Source organism: Collinsella sp. TF10-11AT (assembly GCF_003437565.1).
Lineage (GTDB): Bacteria > Actinomycetota > Coriobacteriia > Coriobacteriales > Coriobacteriaceae > Collinsella.
Genome location: NZ_QSQW01000005.1, coordinates 132,501 through 156,195, shown reverse-complemented (window position 1 = coordinate 156,195; position 23,695 = coordinate 132,501). Strand labels below are relative to the sequence as shown.

The following is a 23,695-nucleotide window of genomic DNA, read 5'->3' as shown; positions in this document are numbered from 1 at the left end:
GGAGTAGCCCCGACGGTTGACAAAACTATAGGAACACCCAATGACTACATGAAAGCGCCCCCCAGGCGGATGTGCTTGAGGGCGCTTCTTGCTTGACTAGCTTTCGATATAGTCCTTCAGCTTGCTCGAACGGCTGGGGTGGCGGAGCTTGGCCAAGGTCTTGGACTCGATCTGGCGGATACGCTCGCGCGTGACGCCAAACTCGCGGCCGACTTCCTCGAGCGTACGGGGATGTCCGTCGACAAGGCCAAAGCGCAGCTCGATAACCTTGCGCTCACGATCGGCAAGCGAGTCGAGCACCTGAGTGAGCTGCTCCTGCAGCATGGAGAAGCTGGCGGCATCGGGCGGAACGATTGCCTGGGAGTCCTCGATGAAGTCGCCCAGCTGGGAATCCTCTTCCTCGCCGATGGGGGTCTCGAGCGACACGGGCTCCTGCGAGATCTTCTGGATCTCGCGGACGCGGTCGGCGCTCATGTCCATCTCGGCACCGATCTCCTCGGGGGTCGGGTCGCGACCCAGGTCCTGAAGGAGCTGGCGCTGCACGCGGACGAGCTTGTTGATAGTCTCGACCATATGCACGGGAATACGGATGGTACGGGCCTGGTCGGCGATAGCGCGCGTAATGGCCTGACGGATCCACCACGTGGCGTACGTGGAGAACTTGAAGCCCTTCTGGTAGTCGAACTTCTCGACGGCGCGAATCAGACCGAGGTTGCCCTCCTGGATCAGGTCAAGGAACAGCATGCCGCGGCCGACATAGCGCTTGGCGATGGAGACGACCAGACGCAGGTTTGCGCTGATGAGTGCCTGCTTAGCTTCGAGGCCGACGTTCTCAATGCGCGTAAGACGACGCATCTCGGCACGCGTGAGCTCGAGCTCACCGGCATCGGCAGCCTCGAGCTTCTCGGTGGCCTCAAGACCGGCCTCGATCTTCATAGCCAGATCGACCTCTTCGGAAGCGGTCAGCAGGTCGACCTTGCCGATCTCTTTGAGGTACATACGAACCGGATCGCCGGTCAGCATCACCGTGGAGGCATCGATGCCACGCACGCGGGAGCGTGAACGGGACGTGCGCACGGTGCGCTTCTTCTTGCTCTTGGAAGAACCCATCTCGGCATCGGCCTGACGGGCCATCTTGAGCTCGTGATCGTCGAGCGAGCCGGAATCGTGCTCGTCGTCATCATCGAAATCGTCGGTATCGGTATCGTTATCGTCATCGTCGACGTCCATGGGCGCGTCGTCGTTACCGCTCGCGGAGATAATCTGGATGCCGCTGTTGCGCAGCGCGGAATACACCGCGGTGAGCTGCTCGTCAGAAACATCGATATCCTTCAGGGCGACCTGAATCTCGTCCTCGGTTACCGAAGTCCTGTTTGAGCCGTTGCCCATGAGCTTTGCAACGTAGGATTCCAGCCCAGTACCCGTGCTCTCTGTCTTTTTTGGCACAGATTCTCCCTTCATAGTCCACAGGACTCAATACTTTAGCACACACATAGGCGTCTATACCCAAAAAGAGGACTGGATATAGGCGAGAATACGCTGGTTGACCACAACATCTAGGCCTGTTCGGTGCCTGCGGCCTCCAGACCGATCAAACGGAACGGGTCCGCCACGCCGCCGATAGACTTTTGCAGCTCGCGTTGACGCTGCGAATCCTGCGCGGCCTGCACGGTCAGCGCGCGACGGGCCCCATCATCGAGCGAACGGTCCTGGCGCAGCTTGGCCTGTGCGGCACGCATGCGGCGCTTGATGGTGTAGAGCTCGAGCGTATCGAGCATGAACACGATGTTCGTCTCGGTGGGGTGCTTGCTCGTCGCGGAGATGCGCCCGGCACTCACAAGCGTTGCCGCCTCGGGACAGACCGAGCGCGCCGCATCCATGCAGGCTGCAGGATCGGTTCCCGGCGGCGTTGCCAGAACGGCCCATGCGATGGACTCGTGACGTGGGTCAACCCACTCGATAGAGCAGATGCGGTCGGCATACGTGCGGAACAGGTCGGGGTAGCTCGTGAGCATCGTCAACAGCTCGCGCTCCCCTGCCAAGGACTTGCGCTCAAGATCAGTAAGAACCATCGGCGCCGCCGCAGCCGGAGCGCCCGAACCATCAGTCACAGGCACAGCACCCATACCATCAGGCACATCGATCGGCGGCAGGTCGTCGACGACCTCCACGGGCGCGGCACCGTAGGCATCGAGCGGGACGTAGTCATACGGCTCTTCTTCGACCGGCGCGGACACCGGCGGCGTCGCGCCCGATGCCCAAGCACCGCGAGATGCCCCCTGCGAACCAGACGTCCGACCGCCCGCGCTACCAGAGCGCTCGGCTTGCGCCCGCTGGCGTTCATAGTTCTGCTCACGACGTCGTTCCGCATCTTCGCGCTTGGCGACATCGCGAAACACGCGACCCGAACTCGCGCGAACCGTCTCCAGATCCAAACCCAGCAGATCGGCAATCTGGATAAAGTATGTGTCGATCATGTAGCTATCGCGCAGCGGATAGATAAGCGTCAGCGCATCTTCCAGCGCCTTGGCACGACCGCCCGGCGTGGTGATGTCACTCGACTCCTGCAGCGAACGGTAGACAAAGTCCATGAGCGGCTCGGCAGCGTCGATGCGCGCCTGAAGCTCCTGTCCACCATGCGCTGTGATGAACTCCATGGGGTCGTTGCCGTCGGGCAGCACCACGCAGCGCAGGTCCATCGAATCCTGCTCGATAAATTGAATCGCGCGACGGGCGGCCTTCTGGCCCGCGGCATCGCCATCGAACATATACACGATACGCTTGGCAAAGCGGGTGAGCGTCTTGACGTGATGCTCCGTGAGCGCGGTGCCCAGCGTGGCGACAACGTTTTTGATCCCCGCCTCCCAGCAGGCGATACAATCGGTATAGCCCTCCACCACGATGGCCGTATCCTGCGCGACGATAAACTCCTTGGCCCAGTTAAAGCCATAGAGGTTTCGCTTTTTATGGAACACGCTCGTCTCGGCGGTGTTGAGGTACTTGGGTTGGCCGTCACCCATGATGCGCCCGCCAAAGGCAATGTTGTGACCCTGCTCGTCAAAGATGGGAAACATCACGCGGTCGTAGAAGCGGTCGGCAAGCTGCCCGCGCCCGCGGCTCACGGCAACGTTGGCGTCGATCATCTCCTGCGGGGTAAAACCCGCCTGGGACAGGTGCGACACCAGCGCGTTGCGGCCCGGTGCAAAGCCCAGGCAGTAGCGGCGGCAGACGTCGCCACCCATACCACGGCTGGCAAAGTACTCGCGTGGACGGCCGTCCTTACCGCGCATAAGCATGGTGTGGTAGAACTGGGCGGTCTCGGCACACAGATCGTAGATGCGGGCACGCTTGGTACCGCGCTCGCGACGATCTCCGGTGTCATGCAGCTCAATACCCGCACGATCGGCCAAATAGCGGATTGACTCGGGAAAGCTCAGGTTTTCGCGCTTCATGATATAGGTGAAGACGTCGCCGCCTTCGCCGCAGCCAAAGCAGTGCCAGACCTGCGTAGCGGGGATAATGTGGAAAGAAGGCGTCTTTTCGCCATGGAAGGGGCAGCAACCCCAAAACTCATGGCCGCGGGGCTTGAGCTCAACCGTTTCCTGCACGATGGCAACTAAGTCGGACGCAGCGCGTACCTGGTCTTTTTCCTCATCGCTAATCACGGATACTCACCCCCTGCTCGCCCAAGTTGTGACGAATATCCTCGATATTACCCTCGACGGTCGAGATCAACTCATCCAGCGATTCGAACACACGCGAGGGACGCAGCCAGCGCGTAAACGCCAGCGAAACGGAAGCGCCGTACAGGTCGCCCGTATAACCAATTAAGTTAGCCTCGAGATGCGATGAAGCGGCATCGTCGGCATACGTCGGCGGCAGGCCGACGTTAACGGCAGCAGGCCATACGGTGTCATCGACGAGCACCAGGCCCTCATACACGCCATCGGCAGGCACCTGAATGCCGTCGGAAACCTGCAGGTTTGCCGTGGGAAAGCCCATGCCAGAGCCCTCGTGACGGCCGCGAATAACACCGCCGCGCAGCATATACGGGCGGCCGAGCAACTCAGCAGCCAGCTCCACATGGCCCTGTCCCAGCTCATGACGGATGCGGGTGGCGCAAATGGCCTCACCGCCCTCGCAAAGCAGGTCGTGACCATACACGTCAACGCCGCGCTCGGAACCCCAAGAGCGCATCTCGGCAACACCAGAAGCACCGCCACGACCCAGCCTAAAGTCGCTGCCAACGCGAATCGAACGAATGTCGACCAGACGCGACACCAGCGAGAGAAAAGCAACATGGTCGAGTGCCGCAACCTCAGGCGTAAAGGGAACGGCCACCACCGCATCGACCCCGGTCTGAGCCAAGGCATGTAGACGGTCGGCCGTCGTCATCAATTTTTGAGCGGGCGAAGGACTCACCACAACGTCCGGATCGGGATCGAAAGTGACCACGACCGCCTTGCAATCATGGGCGCGCGCATCGCTAACAAGCGCCGCAATGAGCTCCTGGTGTCCACGGTGAACGCCGTCGAACACGCCGATGGCAATCGATGCGGCACCCAGGTGCTCACACTTATCAAACGCATCGGCAGTAACGATGTGAGCCACGTCCGACTCGCCCGCGAAAAAAATACGCGCGAGCTCGTGAGCGGACAACATCATCGAACACCGCCGATTGCCTGCGGAAACACGTGCTCCATGACAAAGCGGCCACCCTCGATGCGGGCGAGCGCCTTGAGTCCCCCATCGAGCACCAACGCAAAAGGCGACTTCGAGGTATCGAAATCGGCAAGCGCACGCTCAACGGGAATGCGTCGACCGCAGAGCAGATCGTCGGCAAGATTGCCCGGCAAGTCAACACGCGTGGCGCCCAGGGCCGCAATGGGATCCAGGGCAAAGCCAGCCGCGGACTCGGGAGAAAACTCCTCGACCGCATGACAAGCGCCAATGGAAACAACACCGGAGGCCGTGCGGCGCAGCGCGGAAATGTGCGCGGCGCTCTCGCAGGCGCGGCCCAAATCGCGAGCGAGCGCACGGATATAGGTACCCTTGCTCACTGAGAACGCCACGGTCCACACACACGTATCACCTTCGCCTCCCACGGCGATCAGGTCGGCGGCATAGACCTCGACGGGGCGCGGAGGTAGGTCCACCGCATTGCCCTCGCGAGCAGACTTGTAGGCGCGAACGCCATTGACCGAGATAGCCGAAAACGCCGGCGGCACCTGCATCTGCGGACCCAGCAAAGCGGCCAAGCGCTCACGGGCATAGGCAGGATCGCGGAGCTCGTTGGCAACAGCCACCGTGCGGACCGCCTCGCCCTCCGCATCATCGGTATTGGTCTCGGCGCCAAACGAGATGTCGGCGACATAGCTTTTGGTATCGAGGGTTAGCATGCCCAGCAAACGAGTAGCCTGGCCAACACCCACCACCATGACACCCGATGCCATGGGGTCGAGCGTGCCGGCATGGCCGACGCGACGCTCATGGAGGGCGCGCCGACATTGCGAGACCACATCGTGGGACGTGCAGCCCACCGGCTTATCGACGGCGAGCAGCATATTCAGTTGAGAAGGCGTACGACGAGCCATGTACCATCCAAAAAGTTAAAGCTCGACGGTCACCGAAGCGGGATCCTCCCCTACCAGTTCGGCCAGCATGGGAAGTGCCACGGTGAGCGTCTCGAGAATCGTTCCGTTGTTGGAGAAACCGGCGGCAGCGGGATGTCCGCCTCCGCCAAAAGCAGCAGCGATCTCGGACACGTTGAGGTCGCCCTTGGAGCGCAGGTTGCCGCGCACCTTGCTATCGCCCTCAATGCCCTTCAGGAACAGGCAGACTTCGACGCCCATCACCGAGCGAACCACATCGACCAGGCCGTCGCACTCATCCGAGGTGACACCGCAGGCCTCAAGGTCACTCTGGTACGCGTAGCTATACGCGACGCGCCCGTGGGCCACCGTCTTGATGCGGCCCATAACGATGGACTTGAGGTGCAAAAACTCAACGCGCATGCTCTGGTAAACCTCGAGTGCCACACGCGCCGGATCGGCACCGTGGGCAACCAGACGCGAGGCTGCATGGAACGCGGCGGCATCGGCATTTTGATACTGAAAACGGCCGGTATCGGTAACCAAGCCACACAGCAGGCAGGTCGCAACGCCATCACGTGCGACAATGCCGCAATTGTCCAAGAAGCGGTCGATGATCATGGCGCAGGCTGCAGCTTCGACGCGCCTCAGGCTGAGCTCGGCAAACTCCTCGCGCGCCGGATGGTGATCGAAGCACACCACATGCTTGGAGCGACGAAGCACCTCGGCGGAGTTGTTCAGGCGCTCTACGACCGGTACGTCCACCGAGATGAACAGGTCAGGATTGCCAGTGTACGCAGATGCCGGCACCAGGCGATCGGAGCCTTCCATAAAGCGGTAGATACGCGGAACCGGGTCATCGTCTGCCAACAGCAGCGCAATGTCCTTGTTGGGAAAAAACTTCATGAGCGAAAGGCCCAGACCCAACACGGAGCCCAGGGCGTCGCCATCGGGAGAAGTGTGTCCCGAAATCGCAATGGAGGACGCACCCTCGATGAGCTCGAGGATGCGTCGCTGAATATCTGCAGACTCGCACGAGGCGAGGTCGGCGGAATTAGTCATCTAAAGCTGCCTCCTGGGCGGCATCCGCTATCGGATAGCCGTCCTCGTCCTTTTCGATCGCAAGCGTGGCGGGAACGTTTTCCAGCGCACGCGTGATGCGCTCGGCCTCATCGGTCGAGCGATCGATGCGAAAATCGAGCTCGGGCGTAACACGCCAATCGAGCGAGCGAGCCAACAGACTGCGAATACGGCCCTTAGCGCTTGCGAGCGCCTCCATGACCTCGTCGTAGCGGCTCGCATCGCACGACACGAACACACGCGCGAACGAACGGTCCACCGCGACCTCGACCGCGGTCAAAGTAACCAGGTCGAGACGCGGATCGGAAACCTCAAAGAGCAGGATATAACCGAGCTTCTCGCGAAGCTGCTCGCCCAGACGGCGGGTTGCCTGCGTTTGCTTCATAGCGCTACCCCCTACTCGGTACGGGCAACCTGGTCGATGCGGTAACCCTCGATCTGGTCGCCGGGCTTGATGTCCTGGAAGTTCTCCAGGCCAATGCCGCCCTCGGAACCGCTCTTGAGGCTCTTGGCTTCGTCCTTGTAGTGACGCATCGAGGCGATCTTGCCGTTGAAGACCACGATGCCGTCGCGCACCAGACGCACGGAATCGGTCGCGGCGATCTCGCCCTCTTCGACACGGACACCGGCGGCGATACCGACTTTGGGCACCTTGAAGGTGTCCAGGACGGTCGCGGTACCCGTGGAGACCTCGACCTCGGTGGGCTTAAGCATGCCGATACGGGCAGCGTCAAGTTCCTCGAGGCACTTGTAGATAACGTCGTAGCAACGGATCTCGACGCCCTCGCGCTCGGCGGCGGAACGTGCCTTACCGTCGGGGCGGACGCCAAAGCCGATGATGATGGCGTTGGAGGCGTCGGCCAGGACGACGTCGGTCTCGTTGATGGCACCAACGGCGGAGTGGATCGTGTTGATGCGAACCTCGGACTGATCCATCTTGTCGAGCGAGTCCTGAAGGGCCTCGATGGAACCCTGGACGTCGGCCTTGATGATCAGGTTGAGCTCCTTGACCTCGGCGTCGGCAATGGTCTCGAAGAGGTTCTCGAGCGTGACGTGCTTGACGCGGCTCTGCTCCTCGATACGGGCCTTGAGCGAACGCTCGTCAGCAAGCGCGCGAGCCTCACGCTCGTCCTCGAACACGCGGAACTCGTCACCGGCGTTGGGCACGGACTGCAGGCCCAGGATCTCGACGGCGTCGGAGGGACCGGCCTCGGTGACGGCGCGACCCTTGGGGTCGAGCATAGCACGGACGCGGCCGTAGGTAAGGCCGGCGACCAGCGTATCGCCCACGTGCAAGGTACCGCGGGTCACGAGCACGGTAGCGACCGAGCCGCGGCCCTTGTCGAGCTTGGCCTCGAGGACGTTGCCGGAGGCAAAGGTGTCCGGGTTGGCCTTGAGCTCGAGCACGTCTGCCTGGAGCAGCACGGTCTCCAGAAGGTCGTCGATACCGATCTTCTGCTTGGCCGAGATGTTGACGAACATGTTCTGTCCGCCCCACTCCTCGGGGATGACACCGTACTCGGTGAGCTCCTGGCGCACGCGGTCGGGGTTGGCACCCGGCTTATCGATCTTGTTGACGGCGACGACGATGGGTACGCCGGCGGCCTTGGCGTGGTTGATCGACTCGACCGTCTGGGGCATGACGCCGTCGTCGGCAGCCACGATCAGAATAACGATGTCGGTCACCTTGGCACCACGGGCACGCATAGCCGTAAAGGTGGCATGACCCGGGGTATCGATGAAGGTGATCTTGCGGTCATTAATCATGACCTGCGAAGCACCGATGGCCTGCGTGATGCCGCCCGCCTCGCCGGCAGCGACACCGGTGTGACGGATGGCGTCGAGGAGGCTCGTCTTGCCGTGGTCGACGTGGCCCATGACGGTGACGACCGGGGCGCGCGGCTTAAGGTCGGCGGGATCGTCGTAGAACGAGAAGGTGTTCTCCTCCTCGGGGGTGATGATCTTGATCTGACGACCCAGGTCGTCGGCAACGAGCTCGACGAGGTCATCGGACATGGACTGCGTCATGGTGAGCGGCGTACCCAGTAGGAACAGGCGCTTGATGATGTCGTTGGCCGGAACGTCGAGCGCCTCGGCGAGCTCCTGGACGGTAACGCCCTGGGAAACCTTGATGGCGTCGAGCTCCTCGGGGTTCACGCCCTGGGCCAGCGCTTCCTCTATCTTGCGCTCCTCCTGAGCCTTGGCAGCCTCGCGCTCGCGCTTCTCCTTGCGCTTCTTGCGGCGACCGGTGGACTCGCGAGAGGCCTCCTCGACGGCGGCACGAGCCTCCTCGAGCACCTTCTCGCGGCTGTACTCCTCGGCCTCGCGAGCCATACGGCTGTAGTGGTCCTCTTCGTTGTTGTGACCGCCCTTGCGCTTCTTGCCCTTGCCCTGCTTATCAGGGTTGGGGAAGTCCATGCCAGCAGCGACGTTGTTGCTGGCGTTGGTGCGATGGCTGTGCGGACGGCTCTCGGAGGCGTTGCGCTCGGAGTTGTTGTCGGAGGCGTTACGATCGTTACGGCGGCCACCGCGGCGATCATTGTTGCCGCCACGACGGTTACCGCGCTCGGCGGCGCGCTCGGCCTTGGCCTTGTCCTCGGCGTCCTTCTTCTCCTTGAGCACGGTCTCCTGTGCGGCGATCTGGTCGAGCAGCGAACGGAAGCGCGAACCGGAGTCGGAAGCGGGAACGGCGCGGCGCTGGGCCTCGCGGGCAGCCTCCTCCTTCTCGCGGGCAAGGCGCTCCTGCTCGGCCTTCTTCTTGGCCTCGGCCTCGGCGCGGGCAGCCTCCTCGGCAGCCTGGGCTGCGGCAAACTGGCGGCGTTCCTCCTCGCGTGCCTTCTCGGCGGCGATGCGCTCGCGCTCGGCCTCGGCGGCGCGAGCGGCCTCCTCGGCGGCAGCTGCCTGCTCCTCGGCCTGCTTGGCGGCCTCGACTTCCTGAGCGCGGGCCTCGATCACCGAGGCGAGCTGCTTGCGGACCATGGCGACATAGGCGTCCTCCAAAGTGGAGGACGCGGACTTAGCGGGAATCTTCATTTCGGCGAGATGACCCATCAGTTCCTTGGAGGTCATGCCGAACTCTTTGGCCAGGGTGGACACACGGACTTTTGCCATATGACTTCACCTACCCTTTCTGGCACCTTGGGTGCCTAGAGACTGAACGAGCGTGGGAGACGCGCCGGGACCCGCCCGGCGCGACCGCGCGCTAGATCAGGTCCTCCGCATCATCGAAGGCGTCGGTGTCGTGGACACCGCAGAAACGGGAGCCGGGACGAGCCTGGTTGCGGCACTGGACGCCGTCCTCGGACACGTACTCGCAGCGGCGGACGTCCTCGTCCTCCTCGTCACCGATCAGGTCGGCGGCGGGCTCCTCGTGAACGGGAACGTTCTTGAGGATGTCGGCGGCAAGCGTCTCGGACTTGATGTCGATGTGCCAGCCGGTCAGGCGCGCGGCGAGGCGGGCGTTCTGGCCCTCCTTGCCGATGGCGAGGGACAGCTGGTCGTCGGGCACGATGACGCCGGCGTAGGCCTTCTCCTCGTCGATGAGGACGCGGGTGACCTTGGCAGGCGACAGGGCGTTGGCGACGTAGACGGCAGGATCGGCATCCCACAGGATGACGTCGACGCGCTCGCCACGGAGCTCGCCCACGACAGCGCGAACACGGCTGCCCTTGGGGCCGACGCAGGCGCCCACGGGATCCAGACGGTCGTCGAGCGAGTGGACGGCTACCTTGGAACGCTGGCCGGGCTCGCGGGCGATCGACTTGATCTGGACGGTGCCCTCATAGATCTCGGGCACCTCCTGCTCAAACAGACGACGCATGAGCTCGGGGTGGGTGCGGGAGATGACAATCGGCGGACGGCTGTGCTCGCCGCGAACCGGTTGCAGGTTGGAGTTGGGGTCGCGTACGTCGATGATCACGGCCTTGATGTGCTGGTTGTGCAGGTAGCGCTCGCCCATCGGGCGCTCGTTGCGCTCGTTCTCGTAACGGCGCTGGTCGAAGTGCGGCAGCTCGGCCTCGACGCCCTCGCGGATCTTGACGATCGTGAAGTCGGGCGTGGACTGCAGCACGGTGCCGCTGATGAGGTCACCGATGCGGCCGGAGAACTCCTCGTAGATCTGCTCGCGGGCGGAGTTGCGCACGATGGCGTTGATCTCGGCCTTGGCGTGCTGGGCGGCGATGCGGCTCGTGTTCTTGGGGGTGACGTCGATCTCCTCGAACTCGGTGAAGTTGCCCTCCTCGTCCATGGAATCGTCGATCGGCTCCAGGCGGTAGACGTAGATCTTGCCGGTGGTGCGGTCGATGGTCACCTTGGCGCCCCACTCAAGATGCAGGATCTCGGCATAGCTCTTGGCGAGCGACTGCTCCAGGCGGTCGATCAGGTAGAGCTGGTCGATGTGCTTCTCCTGGCAAAGCTCCATCAGGGCGGACATCATGTCGGATGCTGCCATCTTACTTTCCTTCCTTCGCGGGCTTGAAGTCGTAGGTGGGCTTCAACTTGCACTTTTTAACATCAGAGAAATCGAGGGTGACGGACTCGCCGTCCTCGAGCTCGAGGGTCACGTCGGTCTCGGTCGCAGCGGCAATCTTGCCGGCGTACTTACGACGGCCCTCAGTGGCGGTGGAGGTGAGCTCACAGTTCTCGCCCACAAAGCGGGCAAAGTCGCACGGGCGGCGCAGCGGGCGCGCCATGCCCGGGCTCGACACCTCAAGCGTATAGCTCGAAGAGATAGGGTCGAGCTCCTCAATCACATCGCCGACCCACTTGGTGTTAGCCGTGACGTCGTTGAGAGACAGGCTCTGACCCTCGGCACCCTCGATACGCACGCGCACGCAGGGGGCCTTGGTGGCGCCCACGAGCTCGACGTCGACGATGTCGACATCGTGCTGGGGAGCGACGGCCTCGAGCGCGTCGATGATCGCCTGCTCGGTCTTGGTCTTGACCATTGCGGCACCTCCATCCATACAAAAAAGAAGCGGGGCCGAAACCCCACTTCTTTCAATTACAACTTCATTTGCAAGCAAACTATACCAATAGCTGCGGAAACGCGCAAGCACAGTACGAATCTGCAGGTCAGCGTGCGCACAGCTTCTCCACAAGAATAGGACAATTGGTCGAAGAACCCCAAGCGGCGCACCCTCAACAGCCCCAAAACGGGCCATGCGTCCCATTCCACAGGCCCGTTCGGACCCCAAGGGCATTCCTCCCCGAGCCCCTTTCGATCAGACTTACGCTAAGGGGCATTCTGCAACAAGCCAGCCAGCAAGTCGCACAACGACGAACCTTTCCAAATCCTCTACGGCAAGGAGGCACCCATGAATCGCCTAGGCACCCTCTGCATGACTGCGCTCGCCATCGCAACGTGCTCGTTGGCCCTCTTAGGCTGCGGCAACACGAATGGCAAAACCGGAACATGCGAACCGAACCCTGGCAGCACCAAAGCCATCGAGAAAACGACGCCATCGGAGAGCTTCGACAAAATTAACGAAGACATCGTCGATCCCCAGGGCCTGGGTCCCGATTCCCAAGAACAGTTCCCCATCGACCTTGAGGCAGACGAGAACGTCCATGTTACCTGCGTGGGCAAGGACACGGATGGCTACGGCGACGCCGTGTTGATCTTTGCGGTGACAAACAACACCGATGTCGACATGATGTTTGGCGATGTGGACTCCTATGCCTACGTCAACGGCGTGGTCCGCGATGTGCGCATGCGCCAGCTGGTCGCAGCGGGCGAGGAAACGCGCGCCAAGCTCACCTTTGTAGGCACCTTCGACGACCCGGACTTTGATGTGAACAACGACCTCAACGACATCTACCTCAACATTTGGATGTTCGAAGAGGCAACGGGCAACGTTTACTTTAGGGACCTGGTACACATCCCGTAGAAGACGGTGCGACGCACTGACTAAGCAGGGCAGACAACACAAAACGAGGGACGACCCAACCGGATCGTCCCTCGTCTTTTATGCGTCAGTTAAGCGCGCAGCGCTTACTTGACCACCAGGTTGACCAGCTTGCCGGGCACGCAGATGGCCTTGACGATCGTCTTGCCCTCGAGCCACTTGGCGACGGCGGCCTCGGCGGCAGCCTGCATCTCCTCGTTGGAGGCATCGCGGGCCACGTCAATGCGGCCGCGGACCTTGCCGAGCACCTGGACGACGATCTGCACCGTGTCCTCGATGGACTCGGCCAGGTCGAACTCGGGCCAGGCGGCGGTGTAGGCGTTGCCCTCGCAGCCGAGAGCCTCGTGCCACAGCTCGTCGGCCCAGAACGGGCAGATGGGGGCAAGGACGCTCACGATATCCTTGGCCACGCCGTAGCACAGCGCCTTGTCGCGGTCAGTGCCCTCAGTGGCGTTGAGGTAGGCGCTCGCCGCGTTAACGAGCTCCATGACGGCCGAGATGGCGGTGTTGAACTGGCCGCGGTCGAAGTCCTCGGTGCACTTGGCGATGGTGCGGTGACGCTCGCGATAGAGCTTCATCGCAACCTCGTCGAGCGCGGACTTGTCGAAGGCCACGTTGGCGTCGCCGGACTGGACGAGCTGCCAAACGATACGCCAGGCGCGCTTGATGAAGCGGTTGGCGCCCTCAACGGCCTTGGGATCCCAGTCGAAGTCCTTCTCGGGCGGGGCGATAAACAGGATCGCCAGACGCATGGTGTCGGCACCGTAGGGCTCGATAACCGAGCTCGGGGGCACGACATTGCCCTTGGACTTGGACATGGTGTCGCCGTTCTCGTCCTTAACCATGCCCTGGCACAGCAGGTTGGTGAAGGGCTCGTCCACGCTCAGCAGGCCCAGGTCGCGCAGCGCCTTGGTAAAGAAGCGGCTGTAGAGCAGGTGCAGGATGGCGTGCTCGATGCCGCCGATGTAGTTATCGACGGGCATCCAACGGTCGGCGGCTTCGCGGGAGAAGGGCAGCTCAGTGTTGTGCGGGTCGGTATAGCGCAGGTAATACCAACTGGAGCAGGTAAAGGTGTCCATGGTATCGGTCTCGCGCTTGGCCGGGCGGCCGCAGACCGGGCAGGTGGTCTCGTAGAACTCCTTGCACTCGGCAAGGGTCTCGCCGGCGCCCAGGTCAAGGTTCTCGGGCAGCGTCACCGGCAGCTGGTCCTCGGGCACGGGCACGATGCCGCAGTGCTCGCAGTGGATGGCCGGGATGGGGTTACCCCAATAGCGCTGGCGGCTGATGAGCCAGTCGCGCAGACGGAACTCGACCTTACGACGACCGCAGCCCATGGCCTCGAGGTCGGCCACGATGGCAGACTCGCCCTCGGAGTGCTTGCCGCCGCGCATACCGGTGTACTTGCCGGACTGGACGAGCGTGCCCTCGGCAGCATGGGCGCAATCCCAGTCGACGGTCTCGGCATGGAAGGTATCGATGGTCTCGCCGCTTGCCTCGACGGCTGCGCGGTCGTCATCGTCCAGGATGATCGGCACGATCGGCAGATCATACTTGCGGGCAAACTCAAAGTCGCGCTGGTCGCCGCAGGGAACGGCCATGACGGCGCCGGTGCCGTAGTCGGCCACGACGTAGTCGGCAACCCACACGGGGACCTTTTCGCCGTTAACGGGGTTCACCACGTAGCGGCCGGTAAAGGCACCGTGCTTCTCGAGAGTGCCCTGGGCACGCTCGACGGCAGAAATGTGCTTAGAGTCCTCAACGATCTTGGTGACGGCCGCCTCGTACTCCGTGCCCTCGACGAGCTCGTGCAGACGGGCGTACTCGGGAGCCAGGACAAAGAAGGAGACGCCAAAGAGCGTGTCGGCGCGCGTGGTGAAGACGGTGATCTTGCCCTCGTCGCCCTCGATGGGCTCGCCATCGGCGTCGCACAGGGTAAAGTCGACCTCGGCACCCTCGGAGCGGCCGATCCAGTTGGCCTGCATCTGCTTGACGCGCTCGGGCCAGCCAGGGAGCTTCTCCAGGTCGTCGAGCAACTCCTGGGAGTACTCGGTAATCTTGTAGTACCACTGCTCAAGATCGCGCTTCTCGGGCTCGGTGCCGCAGCGCCAGCACTTGCCCTCGGTCACCTGCTCGTTAGCCAAAACGGTCTTGCAGGTGGGGCACCAGTTAACCGGATTCTTCTTACGATAGACCAGGCCCTTTTCCCACATCTTCTCAAAGATCCACTGACCCCAGCGATAGTAGTCGGGGCTGCAGGTCTTAACGGTGCGATCCAGGTCGTAGGAGAAGCCCATGCGCCTCATCGTGGCGAGCGCCTGGTCCATGTTCTTATACGTCCAGGCGGCAGCCTGCGTGTTGTGCTTGATGGCGGCGTTCTCGGCGGGCAGGCCAAAGGCGTCAAAGCCGATGGGGTGCAGCACGTCAAAGCCGCGCATGCGGGCCTGACGGGCCATGGCATCGCCGATGGTATAGTTGCGCGCGTGGCCCATGTGTAGGTCGCCCGACGGATACGGGAACATCTCGAGCACATACTTCTTGGGCTTGGTGGCGTCGGTGTCGACGGCAAAGAGGTTCTCGTCGTCCCACGCCTTCATCCACCGGGACTCAATGGCCTGCGCGTCGTAGGCAGGGATCTCATCCTTATGATCTGTGCAATCGCACATATCAGCTCCTTTAATCTTGCTGGGGTCGGTCGGCTTAGCTTTATTCGCTACTGCGAACAGTCCTGCGCAAGACGAAGAGCACATTTAGTGCTCTTCTTTGCGTGCGGAACTTGTAGCGAACAAAGCTAAGCCGCCCGACCCTAAGGTTGACTCGACTGATAATAGCAAATACGACAAGCGAGATGCCTGCGACTTGCAGGCATCTCGCTTTATCTAAATAACGTGGTTGAGGCTCAACCTTTATGTGCAGGTCTTATCTTATCGATACGTTACGCTCTGTTGGGAGTCCTTGACTACGACGTCGTGGGCTCCGCCTTCGACGATCGAGGTCGAGGAGACCAAGGTCAAGCGTGCCTTTTGCTGAAGCTCAGGGATCGAGAGGGCGCCGCAGTTACACATCGTGGACTTGACCTTGTAGAGCGTACCGCCCACGCCGTCCTTGAGGGAGCCGGCGTAGGGAACGTAGGAGTCGACGCCCTCGACGAAGCTGAGCTTCGCGGCGCCGCCCAGGTCGTAGCGCTGCCAGTTGCGGGCACGCGCAGAACCCTCGCCCCAGTACTCCTTCATGTACTGACCGTTGACGTTGACGCGCTCAGTCGGGCTCTCGTCAAAGCGGGCGAAGTAGCGGCCCAGCATCATAAAGTCGGCGCCCATGGCAAGGGCGAGCGTCATGTGGTAGTCGTAGACGATGCCGCCGTCGGAGCACACGGGCACGTAGACACCGGTCTCCTCGTAGTACTCGTCACGGGCGCGGCAGACGTCGATCAGCGCGGTGGCCTGGCCACGGCCGATGCCCTTGGTCTCGCGGGTGATGCAAATGGAACCGCCGCCGATACCGACCTTGATGAAGTCGGCCCCGCAGTCGGCCAAGAAGCGGAAGCCCTCGGCGTCGACGACGTTACCGGCACCGACCTTGACGTCCTCGCCGTAGTTGGCGCGGATCCACTCGATGGTGCGCTTCTGCCACTCGCTGAAGCCCTCGGAAGAATCGATGCACAGGACATCGGCACCGGCCTCGATGAGCAGCGGCACGCGCTCGGCATAGTCGCGGGTATTGATACCGGCGCCGACCATATAGCGCTTGTCGTTATCGAGCAGCTCGTTGGGGTTGGTCTTGTGGCTGTCGTAGTCCTTGCGGAAGACGATGCCCATAAGGTGATCGTTGTCGTCGACGATCGGCAGGGCGTTGAGCTTGTTGTCCCAGATGACGTCGTTGGCAACCTTGAGGCTGATGTTCTTGTCGCCCACGATGAGCTGCTCGCGCGGGGTCATGAACTCGGAGACCTTCTTCTGGTGGTCATCGCGGCTGGGACGATAGTCACGGCTGGTGACAATGCCCAGGAGCTTGCCCTTGGGAGTGCCGTCGTCGGTGACCGGCATGGTGGAGTGGCCGGTCTTCTCCTTGAGCTCGATGACCTGCTCCATGGTCATGTCGGGTGTCAGCGTGGAATCGGACTGAACGAAACCAGCCTTGTGATCCTTAACGGCCTTGACCATAGCAGCCTCGGACTCGGGGGTCTGAGAACCGTAAATGAAGGACAGGCCACCCTCGGTAGCGAGCGCGACACCCATGTCGACGCCCGAGACGGACTGCATGATGGCGGAAACCATGGGGATGTTCAGGGTGATTGCCGGCTTCTCACCGCGCTTGAAGCGGGTTAGCGGCGTCTTAAGAGAGACGTTGTTGGGGATGCACTGCGAAGACGAGTAACCAGGGACCAGCAGATACTCCGAAAACGTGTGGGACTCACCGGGAAAGAACGTAGCCATGTTTCTCCTTTTTCCATGCGACCGGTCGGCTGCAGGCCTCGTAGGACCCAGCCCAACCTTGGGCGCCCAATACTGGGGATGTATCTTAACGCACTTTGACTGCTACAATGCATGGTTTAGAAAGAGCACACGAGGGTTTGACGCAGGCTTTGCGTTTGCCCAGCAAACACTTTAGCGGGAAGACGTGAAGCACATGGAGTACAAGACGACGGCAAAGCTGGTCATTCAAGCGTGCGACAAAGATCTGCCGGGCGTGTTCGGCCACGGTTGTGTCTTGCTGCTGCAGGGCATCGCCCGCGAGCACTCGCTCAACCGCGCCGCCAAGAGCATGGGCATGGCCTATTCCAAAGCGTGGCGTATTGTAAACGAAGCGGAAGGCCAGCTAGGCTGTAAGCTCATCGAGCGCGACGGCGCCCGCGGATCCACGCTCACCCCCGCCGGCGAGCGAGCCATAGTGGTCTACGAGGAGCTGCAGACCGACATCAACAACGTCATCGCCACCAAAGCCAGCGACCTCATCGCCAGCATCAATGCAGAGTAGTCTATTTGGTCTGATTATTGATCCGCCGCACGAACTAATTAAGACGCGCGCCATAAAATGGGCCTATCTACTACGTTTAGTTGAACACCCTCGACCACCCCAGATTTCTTGAAAACAAAACCGCTGGTAGACAGCTTGCCAGTTTTCAAAAAAGGCAGGTAAGGTCGCCCCCTAAGGGTTAAACGTAGTAGATAGGCCGCTTTCGTGGCACAGTCCCCCACGGCCCAGTCCCAAAGTAGCTAAAAAGCCCGTCCCAAAAAGACTACCCCGAGACAAGCCCCAAAAAAGCTAGTTGCGGAGGGCGTTGTCTAGGGCGCCGGCTACGGTTAGGGGGTCGTCGGTGCCGGCGAAGAGGCGGATGGTTCCCCCCTGCTTGCCGCGTGGGGCCGAAAGGCGTGTCGTTGCGCCGCCGGCGGGCGACGTGCGGAACTCCCCCGGCAATGTGTCGAACAGCTCACCAGCACTTCGCTCGATAAGGTCAAACTCAACTGCCGGGCCAAAGCCGTGCTCGAGGATTCCCGTTGCAACCGCATGGTCGGGATGCGAGGTCAGCCCGGGATAGCGCACGTTGCGTACCATCTCGTTGGCGGCCAGATACTCGGCCAGCGCACGGGCGCGATCGAAGTGGGCCTGCATGCGAGCTTCGAGCGAAGACAGCCCCCGCTCCAGCATGCAAGCCTCATTAGCAGAAAGGTCGAGTGCAGACGCACCGCAATCCGCAAGAAGCGCATGCGCACACTCGGCGGCGGCATCCACGCGATGGCGCTTAAGCTGCGAGCGCGCCACCGAAGCGGCGACGAGCTTGCGCGGCGCAACGCCGGCACACACACGGTCGAGTGCCTCGAGCGAAAGCACGGCACCCAAACGCAGCGGATCGCACCCAAAGACGCTTGCCACGGTGTTATCCACCACGAGCAACGCACGGGCCTCACGCGCCGCCCGACCCAGCGCACGCAGATCGGGCACACGTAGGCCAAACCCGCCGATGGAATTGACGAACCACCACAGATGCGACCCGCCAGCATCAAACGAAGCATCAAAGCCCTCGGACGCGGCGGTAAACGCCGCAACCGACGGCTCCCCCACGAGCACAACGTCGCAGGCATCAAAGCCGCGCGCAAACGCATCGGCAAAGTCATCGGCAAACACGACCAGGCGATCGCTGGGACGCACAATCCCCAGCAGCGACAGCGCCGCCGGCACGTGCGAGGCCGCAACAAGACGCGCCTCACGCGCGCCGGCCCTTGCAGCCCAGGACTCTTCTAGCTGTTGCACGTCCACGCGGCACCATCCCTTACATAAAACCAAACCAAGACCAGCCCACCCAGGTCGAGAAAACGTCAGCGCAAGCAGCGTCGAGCGGTCCGGCGTTCGTTAGAACGCCGGAACAAAATTAGCCGTGATATTCACCGTTGTACTGGATAAGCGTCAGGTCCTCCACGCCGTCGAGCGCGCGGATGGCGTCCGCATAGGGCATATCCACGCCGTCCGAGAACACCTCGACGGCCATCTCTACCTTGTCACCGCGCATCGTCTTGGATTTGACGGTGAACTTGGTGCGCCCAAATGCACGCACGATATCATCGCCGGTGGTCTGCCCCGTGTAGTGGATGACCATCATGTACACGCGCGCCTTGTCCTGGTGGCTCGCAAAGCCGGCGATCATCACCACGATCACCACTGCCGTGAGTCCTACGAGCGCATACATACCGGCGCCTGCAGTAATGCCTGTGGTAATGGCCCAAAACAGATACAACAGGTCGAGCGGATCCTTGACCGCCGTGCGGTAGCGGACAATAGACAGAGCACCGACCATACCGAGCGAGATGACCACATTCGTCGAGATCGCGAGCGTGACCATGCAGGTGAGCACGCACATGCCAACGAGCGTTACGGCAAAACTGCGCGAATACACCACGCCGGTAAAAAAGCGCTTGTACACGTAATAGATCAGGATGCCCATGGCGAGCGCCACGAGCAGCGACAGGCCGATCTTGGCAGGGTCGACCTGACCAAACGCCTCCAAGACGGAGTTCTTAAAAAAGTCCCTAGTGCTCATGGTCTAAATATCCCCTCGGTTCCCAAAATCCGATTCCCAGTAGTTAAAACCGCGCAGGTAGGCGGTCTTGTCATAACACAGGCAGTACTTAGAGACCGCCGTGAGTTCGGCCGCACCTGGCGGCACCATATCGCGCACCAGCTGCGGGCAAAACTCGGTATACTTGACCTCCATCACCAGCTTGCCGGGCTCCAGCACGGGCAACGCGGGCAACGTCGCGTCAAAGATGTCAAAGCTCCCCACCGCCGCACGCACGTTGCTATCAAAGGTAATGCGCACGGTGCCCTCGTCCATCACCCACGGCTCGCGCTCGTAGTCCACGATGGTTCGCGGGCGCATCATATTACAGATGCACTCGATGTAGAACTCGCGACAGAGCGGATAGGGGCTCCTCAGCAAAAAGTCGTAGTCGCCGGCCAGAATCTGCTCAAACTCGCTACGCGTGAGCGGCGCGTCCTCCTTGTAGATCCAGCTGCCGTACTTCTTTTTGCGCTCGAGCTTAATCACCTTGTCGCTGCCGTTATAGATGCGCACGCGATACTTTTTGCGCATGAGAATACCGGCGTCTTTTTCCTCGTAGGCCGAGTTGCAGTAGTCGTCAAAGTACAGGCTGCGAATGGTGTAGCCACCCGCCCGCGCATGCTTGTCCAGCTTAAACACCGGCGCCATGCGGCAGGCAAGCGCGGCGTGCTCGCCCTCGTTAATGAGATATTTGAGCTCGTGGCGATAGCGCTCCTGCGTGGCGCGCACAGGCGGAGCCGCTAAGCGCTCAAGCAGCGCGCTAGCCCTCCTCATACGTGTCCTCCACGACCTTACCGCCGTCTTGTACGTAAAAACATTTCATGCCGTAGTGCTTGCCGTCGTCGGTCACATAGTAGTCAAACGCATCTTGCGTATAGCCGTCTGAGTTGGTGGCACGCACGCGCACAAAATACTGGCCGGTATCGGGCGCATCGCAGGTCAACTCAGGCAGCAGCACGTCCTCGGCCTTAAAAAACACGTCCTTGATGGCATAGTCGCGCGCCAGCTCCACGGTATAGCGAATGTCGCGCGCCTTAAAGTCGTAGGACGCATCCCAGTTAATGCGCAGCTTACCGTTATCGATCTGCGGCACGCCAATGTAGAACGGCATGGGCTTTTTATAGCTCTCGCGAAAGCTCTTGTAGTTCTCCTCGATCTCGGAGGGAATCGCCGCGGCGATTTGCTCGTATTGGTCCTTGGTGACAGGCAGATTGTCGATATCGGGCGAAGCAAAGACCAGCGATTCGGTAACCTCGCGATAATGTCTAATCATCTTGGCCAGGCGCGCCTCGGTCATATACGAGCGCAGGTCCTTTACGGCGCGGTCGAGCTCACTGCGGAACGATTTACTGCGCAGCGCGCGATTGAATAGCACGTTGCCCCAGTAGTTGCTTACGCCGCGCTCCCAGCTCGCATAGTCCGAGAACCCGGCAAGAGAAAGCTCAAGCTTACGCAGCATGCCGTCGTTATCCCAATCTAAAAAGTACCAGGTATTTGAGTTGAGCGGGCTGTACAGATAGCAGTTGCGGTTCTGAGTATCGCAGTTGCCCGTCAGAATCTGAAACGCCAGCCAATAGACCAGGTTCTCGGTATCAAAGTAGGTGTCGAGCACGTCATCGATCTTTTGCGATTCGTCGTTGAGCGCATCGAGCATCTCGATGAGCTTGGTGTGGTCCGAATCACCCTTAATCTCGAGCATGCCCTCAAAGCTCGCCTGGTTGTAGTCAGGATCGTCGGCAAGTTTAATGGTGTCCTCGTAGCGATGGAAATCAAAGCTGTTCACCTTATACAGGCGCCCGCTCTTATCCAGGCCATGTGCCTTAAGCGCCGTCTTGTTGAGCTGCTCCACCTGCGTAAACAGGCCGTAGTCCTCAAAGGTATCGTTGGACTTTTCGGTCTGGTCGCACACCCACAGATGCACAAACTGCGTACGCAGGCCCATCATCTGGGGAATCCCGCGGATAAGGTCGTAGGCCATCTTGTTGCGAAAACGCATACCCTCGCCCATGTGCTTGTTGAGCGCAATCGCGCGCTGTTGGCGCCAGGTACCCTTGCCCTTTTTGAGTTCCACCTTGTAATTCTTTTGCGTGTAGGAGCTCGATGTCTGGCCGCGCACCTGCACGGTGGCATTGGGCGCTTCCTCGCCATAGCCAACCTCGCCGGCCACCGGGCCGTCTTCGTCGCCCGCCTGCAGCAGGCCCATAACCTGATAGCGCGTCACGCCCATGTCGGCATAGTCATACACCGAGTACGTGTTGATCTCGGCCCAGCTATGGTCCGTGTTCTCGGAGCTGTTGCCGCGAGAGACCGTCAGATACATGGTCACAATGCCCGAGTCATCATAGACCTCGTACAGCTCGTCCTTATCGCGCAGATGCTTGGACTGGTCGGAGGCCTCGGCCTTTTTAATCTTATCCTGCTTTTTTACCTTATTTGTCGAGGATTCGTCCTGAGATGAGCAGCCCGAAAGCAGCAGCGCGCCGGCAGCCGCCTCGATCAGACAGCGGCGAGACATCAACTTATCGATCATCAGAACCTCCCCAATGGTTGCGATACACGCGAACTACTGCGCGCTGAAACGCGCCGTGCGGCACGCCCTTGCGGCGGCACTCCTCATAGCGCTGCTCGGCACGGTCGAGCAAGCGGCCCAGCTGTGTAAAACGACCCGTTTTGTCGGTCGCCACAATGGGCTGCTGACTCAGGATACGATACGGTAAGTTGGCGGTATAGGTATCGAGCCGCAACAGCGCCACGATAAAAAACACCACCGCACCCAACAAAAAGCCAAAGCCGTAAAACTGCTGCGGCAAAAGCAACGACACGGCGGTCGCCAGCCCTGCCACACCGGCAAACAGGCCCGAGGCCAGAACGGCTCCCTTGTAGTCGGTAAAGTACAGCAAGATAAGCAGGATCGTGTTGCCCACGGCATACAGGCCGTAGCCTACGCATAACGTGCGAAAATACCCGTGCATAAGATTGTTAAAACCCAGCGGCAGGGCCGAGAGCACTGTGGTCTCGAGCGAGATGACCGCCGCGGTCACAAACAGCTGCTTGAGCGCGCAAAAGCGCAGTTCGCTGTTGAGCGTGGAGAGCATCTCCTCCTCGGCCACCACAATATCGCCCACCACGCCGCCGTCGTTGAACAGGCTGTAGTAGTCACGGTAGCGCGGATAGAAGTTGACTTCGACCGACACCACAAAGTTGACGGTCGTGACCAGAATGGTCAAAAACGCAAGCAACGCCGGCACATCATGATAGGGCGCGCCGTAAAACAGGCCTTTAACCTGCACGCCAATGGGCCCTGCCCAAATAATCACCAGATGCGCAAAGAGCCCCAGGTTGGTAAACAGGCCCGTGAGCGCCAGCGGCATAAATTGGTCGAGCCAGCGCAAAAATAGCCAGGGGCTGCGGTCGCTCTGGGGAAAATACCGGTACAGCAGCACCACGTCCCAGGCGAGCATCACACCATAGCCCAGGGCGATCGAGGCCAGCAGGCCCTCGACCGGCGGCAGCCCCAGCACCAGCGCGGCCAGGGCGCACAGGCACGCCACGCCAATGGCCGCAGCAAAGCTGCACAGAATGCCGCGGTAATCCTTGATGGCCGTGAGATAGCTCATGCCGTTCCAGTTGACGATCATAATGTTGAACAGCCATAGGCACAGCAGCCCCTGCAGCAGCGTGGCGCCCGAGAACAGCAAAAAGATGCCGTAGAGCACCGTGCCCGCAACGAGCATGATGGCGTTGGAGCCCCAAAACGAGGGCAGGACCTCTTCTTCGCGCTCGGCAAACAGCATGTCCGCCAAAAAGCGCGTGACCGGCATGGAGAAAAAGCTTGTGAGCGTAAGCGAGGCCAGCAGCGTATAGGTCACCATGCACACCAGCAAATCCTGGTTGGCGCGACCCACGCCCCACAGACTGCACAGCACCAAGATACCCACCTGGAGCAGCACGCCCAGCAGCATGGGGCCCGTGCACACAATGCCGGCGTAGCCATAGGCGCGCATCGTGGCAAACAGACCTTTGCGCCTAAACAGGCGTTTGAGCTCAAAACCGATTCCGGCCAC

General features: G+C 61.2%; 18 protein-coding genes. 2 read left to right on the top strand and 16 right to left on the bottom strand.

Annotation, left to right across the window (positions count from 1 at the left end):
- Nucleotides 1-96 precede the first annotated feature (96 nt).
- The 9 genes from rpoD to rimP form a co-directional block, all read right to left on the bottom strand.
- Nucleotides 97-1,446, bottom strand: coding sequence for an RNA polymerase sigma factor RpoD (rpoD, locus tag DXC99_RS05225; protein WP_055286388.1), 1,350 nt, complete (start codon nt 1,444-1,446; stop codon nt 97-99).
- A 110-nt stretch (nt 1,447-1,556) separates the two neighbouring features.
- Nucleotides 1,557-3,665, bottom strand: coding sequence for a DNA primase (dnaG, locus tag DXC99_RS05220; RefSeq protein WP_117629489.1), 2,109 nt, complete (start codon nt 3,663-3,665; stop codon nt 1,557-1,559).
- Nucleotides 3,658-4,611 carry a riboflavin biosynthesis protein RibF gene (gene ribF / locus DXC99_RS05215; protein WP_233505675.1) on the bottom strand — a complete coding sequence of 318 codons (954 nt, stop codon included), beginning with the start codon at nt 4,609-4,611 and terminating at the stop codon, nt 3,658-3,660. The genes dnaG and ribF overlap by 8 nt, the downstream gene beginning before the upstream one ends.
- A 50-nt stretch (nt 4,612-4,661) precedes the next feature.
- A complete protein-coding gene (truB, locus tag DXC99_RS05210; protein ID WP_117629488.1) occupies nt 4,662-5,594 on the bottom strand; it encodes a tRNA pseudouridine(55) synthase TruB in 933 nt (310 codons plus the stop codon).
- A 15-nt stretch (nt 5,595-5,609) separates the two neighbouring features.
- Nucleotides 5,610-6,653: a bifunctional oligoribonuclease/PAP phosphatase NrnA gene (locus DXC99_RS05205; protein ID WP_117629487.1), complete on the bottom strand. Its 1,044-nt coding sequence runs from the start codon at nt 6,651-6,653 to the stop codon at nt 5,610-5,612.
- The gene (rbfA, locus tag DXC99_RS05200; protein WP_117629486.1) at nt 6,646-7,056 is read right to left on the bottom strand and encodes a 30S ribosome-binding factor RbfA; all 411 of its coding nucleotides are present in this window, start codon (nt 7,054-7,056) and stop codon (nt 6,646-6,648) included. Before rbfA ends, DXC99_RS05205 begins: the two co-directional genes overlap by 8 nt.
- Nucleotides 7,057-7,067: 11 nt before the next feature.
- Complete coding sequence (infB, locus tag DXC99_RS05195; RefSeq protein ID WP_117629485.1) at nt 7,068-9,782, bottom strand: translation initiation factor IF-2; 2,715 nt, start codon at nt 9,780-9,782, stop codon at nt 7,068-7,070.
- A gap of 91 nt (nt 9,783-9,873) precedes the next feature.
- Nucleotides 9,874-11,121 (bottom strand): transcription termination factor NusA, encoded by a 1,248-nt coding sequence (gene nusA / locus DXC99_RS05190; protein WP_117629484.1) that lies wholly within the window; start codon nt 11,119-11,121, stop codon nt 9,874-9,876.
- Between the two features lies 1 nt (nt 11,122).
- Nucleotides 11,123-11,617, bottom strand: coding sequence for a ribosome maturation factor RimP (gene rimP / locus DXC99_RS05185; protein WP_117629483.1), 495 nt, complete (start codon nt 11,615-11,617; stop codon nt 11,123-11,125).
- A gap of 369 nt (nt 11,618-11,986) precedes the next feature.
- Between rimP and DXC99_RS05180 the strand changes: the two genes are divergently transcribed.
- On the top strand, nt 11,987-12,559 hold the full coding sequence (locus DXC99_RS05180; RefSeq protein ID WP_117629482.1) for a hypothetical protein: 573 nt from the start codon (nt 11,987-11,989) through the stop codon (nt 12,557-12,559).
- A 104-nt stretch (nt 12,560-12,663) separates the two neighbouring features.
- Here DXC99_RS05180 and leuS read toward each other — a convergent pair whose 3' ends face one another.
- Together leuS and DXC99_RS05170 are read right to left on the bottom strand one after the other, a co-directional pair.
- On the bottom strand, nt 12,664-15,240 hold the full coding sequence (leuS, locus tag DXC99_RS05175; RefSeq protein ID WP_117629481.1) for a leucine--tRNA ligase: 2,577 nt from the start codon (nt 15,238-15,240) through the stop codon (nt 12,664-12,666).
- 258 nt (nt 15,241-15,498) lie between these two features.
- Nucleotides 15,499-17,010, bottom strand: a complete 1,512-nt coding sequence (locus DXC99_RS05170) for an IMP dehydrogenase (RefSeq protein WP_117629480.1) — start codon at nt 17,008-17,010, stop codon at nt 15,499-15,501.
- 193 nt (nt 17,011-17,203) lie between these two features.
- On the opposite strand from DXC99_RS05170, the gene DXC99_RS05165 reads away from it, so the two are divergent.
- Entirely contained in the window at nt 17,204-17,551 is a 348-nt protein-coding gene (locus DXC99_RS05165; RefSeq protein WP_117629479.1) for a winged helix-turn-helix domain-containing protein, read from the top strand.
- 288 nt (nt 17,552-17,839) lie between these two features.
- On the opposite strand, the gene DXC99_RS05160 is transcribed toward DXC99_RS05165, so the two are convergent.
- The 5 genes from DXC99_RS05160 to pelG all read right to left on the bottom strand — a co-directional run bounded on the left by DXC99_RS05160 (nt 17,840) and on the right by pelG (nt 23,695).
- Nucleotides 17,840-18,832 (bottom strand): PLP-dependent transferase, encoded by a 993-nt coding sequence (locus tag DXC99_RS05160; RefSeq protein ID WP_158551655.1) that lies wholly within the window; start codon nt 18,830-18,832, stop codon nt 17,840-17,842.
- A 112-nt stretch (nt 18,833-18,944) separates the two neighbouring features.
- Entirely contained in the window at nt 18,945-19,610 is a 666-nt protein-coding gene (locus DXC99_RS05155) for a DUF4956 domain-containing protein (RefSeq protein ID WP_089571688.1), read from the bottom strand.
- Nucleotides 19,611-19,613: 3 nt separating this feature from the next.
- Nucleotides 19,614-20,405: a polyphosphate polymerase domain-containing protein gene (locus DXC99_RS05150; protein ID WP_117629477.1), complete on the bottom strand. Its 792-nt coding sequence runs from the start codon at nt 20,403-20,405 to the stop codon at nt 19,614-19,616.
- A complete protein-coding gene (locus DXC99_RS05145; protein ID WP_117629476.1) occupies nt 20,392-22,161 on the bottom strand; it encodes a CotH kinase family protein in 1,770 nt (589 codons plus the stop codon). Before DXC99_RS05145 ends, DXC99_RS05150 begins: the two co-directional genes overlap by 14 nt.
- Nucleotides 22,151-23,695 carry an exopolysaccharide Pel transporter PelG gene (gene pelG, locus DXC99_RS05140; protein ID WP_117629475.1) on the bottom strand — a complete coding sequence of 515 codons (1,545 nt, stop codon included), beginning with the start codon at nt 23,693-23,695 and terminating at the stop codon, nt 22,151-22,153. The genes DXC99_RS05145 and pelG overlap by 11 nt, the downstream gene beginning before the upstream one ends.